3 protein-coding genes are annotated in these 4,016 nt (G+C 40.1%); all 3 read right to left on the reverse strand.

Features of this window, described 5'->3' with window-relative positions; translation table 11 throughout:
- Positions 1-177: 177 nt before the first annotated feature.
- Positions 178-834 carry a hypothetical protein gene (locus tag H2O73_RS20115; protein WP_182110709.1) on the reverse strand — a complete coding sequence of 219 codons (657 nt, stop codon included), beginning with the start codon at positions 832-834 and terminating at the stop codon, positions 178-180.
- 136 nt (positions 835-970) lie between these two features.
- Positions 971-1,528 (reverse strand): hypothetical protein, encoded by a 558-nt coding sequence (locus tag H2O73_RS20120; protein ID WP_182110710.1) that lies wholly within the window; start codon positions 1,526-1,528, stop codon positions 971-973.
- A gap of 642 nt (positions 1,529-2,170) precedes the next feature.
- Entirely contained in the window at positions 2,171-2,797 is a 627-nt protein-coding gene (locus H2O73_RS20125) for a hypothetical protein (RefSeq protein ID WP_182110711.1), read from the reverse strand.
- Positions 2,798-4,016: the final 1,219 nt, after the last annotated feature.

Consider the following 4,016-nt stretch of genomic DNA (forward strand, 5'->3'; position numbering starts at 1 on the left):
ATTGAGACTAATAGACCGAAAATCCATTTCATAGTTACTTATTTCCTCCGCGCAAACCTAACGCCGCGTTAAGTGGTGAGCAACGCTAACCACCCTACCTAACCCATTGTGACATAAACACTTAAACCAAAGTAAGTCGAAAACGCCATGCGTTGGGAATCCGTCTTAAACGCTTTGTTATAAGCATTGTGACGGGAGATACTTAAGTAATTCTTCTCCGGCACTTGTTAAACCAAATGTATCAAATGACGAGAACAACACACCTCTAGAAACTAACCGTGAACACAAAAAATTACTATTTCGAGCAATTTCTGTAGTTAGTAAGTCTTCAATTGCTTCAATACGAAACGCATGATTATAGTCACCTTGTAATCGCTCAGGATATCTTTGATATATATGCCCTAATTGCCCAAGAAGGGATGCCTCTGATTCAGACATTTCCCCTAAAACACTAACTAGATCAATGGCGAGTACTTGTTGGGTAGTACCATTATCTAGAGACTCTTTAATAATTGATGCAATTGCATCTATCCGATCTTTGCTAGCTAATCTAGATGCCTGAGTAAAGGCATTTACGACCAAGTCATAGAACTCTTCGCTTTCTATGTAAGCTTTATTTAAATGGTCTCTTTCGATTGCATTTATTTCTGAGTGAATTGCCTGCAACATCGCATCAAAGCGTTTCCCTTGATAGTAACTTGCTCTTGATGTCATTTGAGCGTCAATTATTGGACCTAGATAAGGAATTAAAGTGAATAAACTTCTTAAAGTAGGGTCTTGTGAGTAAGACTCAAACACTGTTTTCTTGTCTACGACGAACTTACCTTGTTCCAAAATTCCTCCTGATGCTTATAACGCCGCATTAAGTGGTGAACAACGCGACCACTAACCTTAAACCTTGCCACATTCAGCACTAAAGCCGACCTAGACTGAAATTGCCAAGCGTTGAGAATCCGTCTTAAATGCTTTGTTATGTATTTGTTATTGGTATCCGCGAAAATTTTGTAACTTTAAACTGTGTTTTAATTACCTTCCCAGAAGTAAGTCTAATTTCAAGAACACCAAACTCCCCAAGAACCTCGGAAAAATTCCGATAATCGCTATCACTCCTGAAGTAGTACTTTTCTCCCTCTTTAACTTCAATTAGGTCTGAACGGCTGTCTGCGTCAAACAGGCTGACACGTAAGGATTCATTACTATCAGACTTTTTAGGATAAAAAGAGATTGATTCAATATACGCAACTCTGCGCCCTATATTCGCAATATCAATGTCGAAAGCTGTTTTTTCTACGGGTTCATCGTAGCCGTCAACAACCTTCACCGAATAGTACATTCTTGGGAGTGCTCTAATGGCGATACCATCCTTGAGGAAACCTAATGCCTGTATAATCAAGGCGCATGTTCCTGTCAATGCCCCCCAGAAAGCGGCAATTGCTGCGATATTGTCTAAGTTCAAATTTACTCCAAATACATAACGCCGCATTAAGTGGTGAACAACGCAACCACCTAACCTTAAACCTTGCCACATATAGCACTAAAGCCGAACTAAGCTGGAATTGCCAAGCGTTGAGAATCCGTCTTAAATGCTTTGTTATGTTTTAGCACAATCCATTGATTTACTTGGCAAAGAACTGAAGTGCAGACCTAGATTTCTGAACCACGTCACAAGCTAGAACTCACTTGACTGCCAGATGCGCCAAACCAGAAACGAGTAACCCCACTTCCCTGATAATGAGGCAACTCGGTTAAGCCTCAACAAGTGCCCTTTCTTAGCACAAGCAGCGCAGAACAATGGCGATTTGCCGACTCAACTGCCAAGGTTATTGGCTGATTGAGAAATATGCCCAAAGCGACTTTGAGCCAGAGAAACAAGGCGAGCAAACCACCCTAAAACTCGAATGAAGCAACCCACGAACTTTGGCATGTTTTACGGGCTGAGAGATTTAAGAACTGAGCGATAATGGTGATTTGCTGAGTCTACTCCCAACAAATAGCCAAAGGGGGAAAGAACGACTCAAAGGCATTTAAGCCATTGAAATTCCGTTAAAACATAACGCCGCATTAAGGTGTGAGCAACGCTACCACGAAACTTAACCATACCACCGTAAACACAAAAACCAACGATGGAATGAAAAATGCCAAGCGTTGGGAATCACTCTTAAATGCTTTGTTAGCCATGTACTTGAAAGACGTAGATCGCATTATCATTCACAAGCTGAACTTCAAAAATTCTCTCAATTTTAATTGCACTGGACAATGGGAATAACTCCAAGTTGATGTCCTTAGCTATATTTTTATTGAAATGGCTATTCCTGCTACTTTTGTCTGAGGGAGAAATTGAAAATACCGTATTTAAAGGCTCTTCAAAGAGTTTAGAGAAGCTATTACTTTTATTTGAGATATAGCGTTTCATTACGTGATCTGTTGCCATTACAAAGTATGAATTGCCACCTAATTCAGACGTGAATTTTAGTTTGATTAAATCAACAACTAACTTCGCCATGTATTGGGTTGTATCTTGCTTTTTACTTGGAATCTCTTTGAAATACTTCATTTCCACTACAGATTCTGGGCGTAAATCATTGCTATAGGTAACTAGATCTATTTCACGACCTTCAAAACTAGGGTGAGGATGAGATAATTCTAGAACACAAGAATCGGCACTATATCCAGATTCCAGTAATGCAGCAAAAAGATCATACCGAAGACAATCTTCAGTTATATCCTTAGCTGAATACCTCTGAAGACGATTTGAGAAGTTATCTGAAAATATTTGAAATGAATCTACAATACTCATTTTTACTCCGAAAATGGCTAACGCCCAATTAAGGTGTGAAGCACGCGACCACACCACCTAACTTGAACACATTCAACACTAAACTTGACCCAAACCAAAAATGCCAAGCGTGCTGAATCACTCTTAAATTGTTTGTTAGGTGATTGCTGTATGATGTTAACTACAAAACTCTGAGAACTACATACCAATAACAGATTAAGCAAATTATCGTGATTAGAAAACGCCCAAATTGATTACCTGAGCTTTCTGCTTCATAGTTCATCGCTATCGTTCCAATTGGTAGGTCTCGGTCAAAAATAAAGCAGCCGATAGCATAAATTAGTATTACGGAACAAAGATGCGCGAAGTCAATATGCTCATGATACAAATACTTATAAAGTCCAGTTGAACACCAAGATACAACTAGGGATACCACAATAAAAACTTTAGCGAAGTGAGACAATACTAGGCTAGGCCATATAATTTTGTTCATTTATCGCCCCCTTTACAGCTTTAACCATCGTCAAACTTGTGTTTCCCCCTCTAACCACCTAACGCCGCATTAAGTGGTGAACAACGCGACCACCCAAGCTTAAACCTTGCCACATTTAGCACTGAAGCTGACCTAGGCTGAAATTGCCAAGCGTTGAGAATCCGTCTTAAATGCTTTGTTATGTAAATTCAGCCACATAAGCCAAAGTTACCACGAAAAACCAAGCCTGTACGACCGAAGAAATAGCCAAAACCAAAGAACCCAACAGTGTTCACGAATTTGCAGAGCCGGCAATGTTACAGACCAAGCTTCAACAAGTGGAAAATGGTGATGAGCAGCGACCAAAAATGCTTTTGAATCTGGCAAACCGAACGAAAGAAACCATCAGTAAATAGGGACTTTCGTTAACCTTGCCCTTTCCACACTTTGAACCGGCAAGGCTAACCACGAATCAACTCTGAAACTGAATGAGGAAACTCACGAACCTTGGCATGTTTTACGGCTAATTTGGCAAAGAATCGGAACAGAAAAAGTGAATTTTGACGAGGATGCAAACCGATAGCTAGAGAGAGCGAATAAACAGAATAATGCCTATTTTACCCGCTTTACATAACGCTATGTTAAGGGGTGAGCGACGCATTGCGCTAAAGCTACGACAAACCACCCTAAACACCATTGCTGGATTTAAACAGAATTCGCCAAGCGTTGCGAATCCTCTTTGAACATTTTGTTATGCAAATACAGCGA

The sequence above is a fragment of the Vibrio marinisediminis genome (assembly GCF_014050145.1).
Classification (GTDB): Bacteria; Pseudomonadota; Gammaproteobacteria; order Enterobacterales; family Vibrionaceae; genus Vibrio; species Vibrio marinisediminis.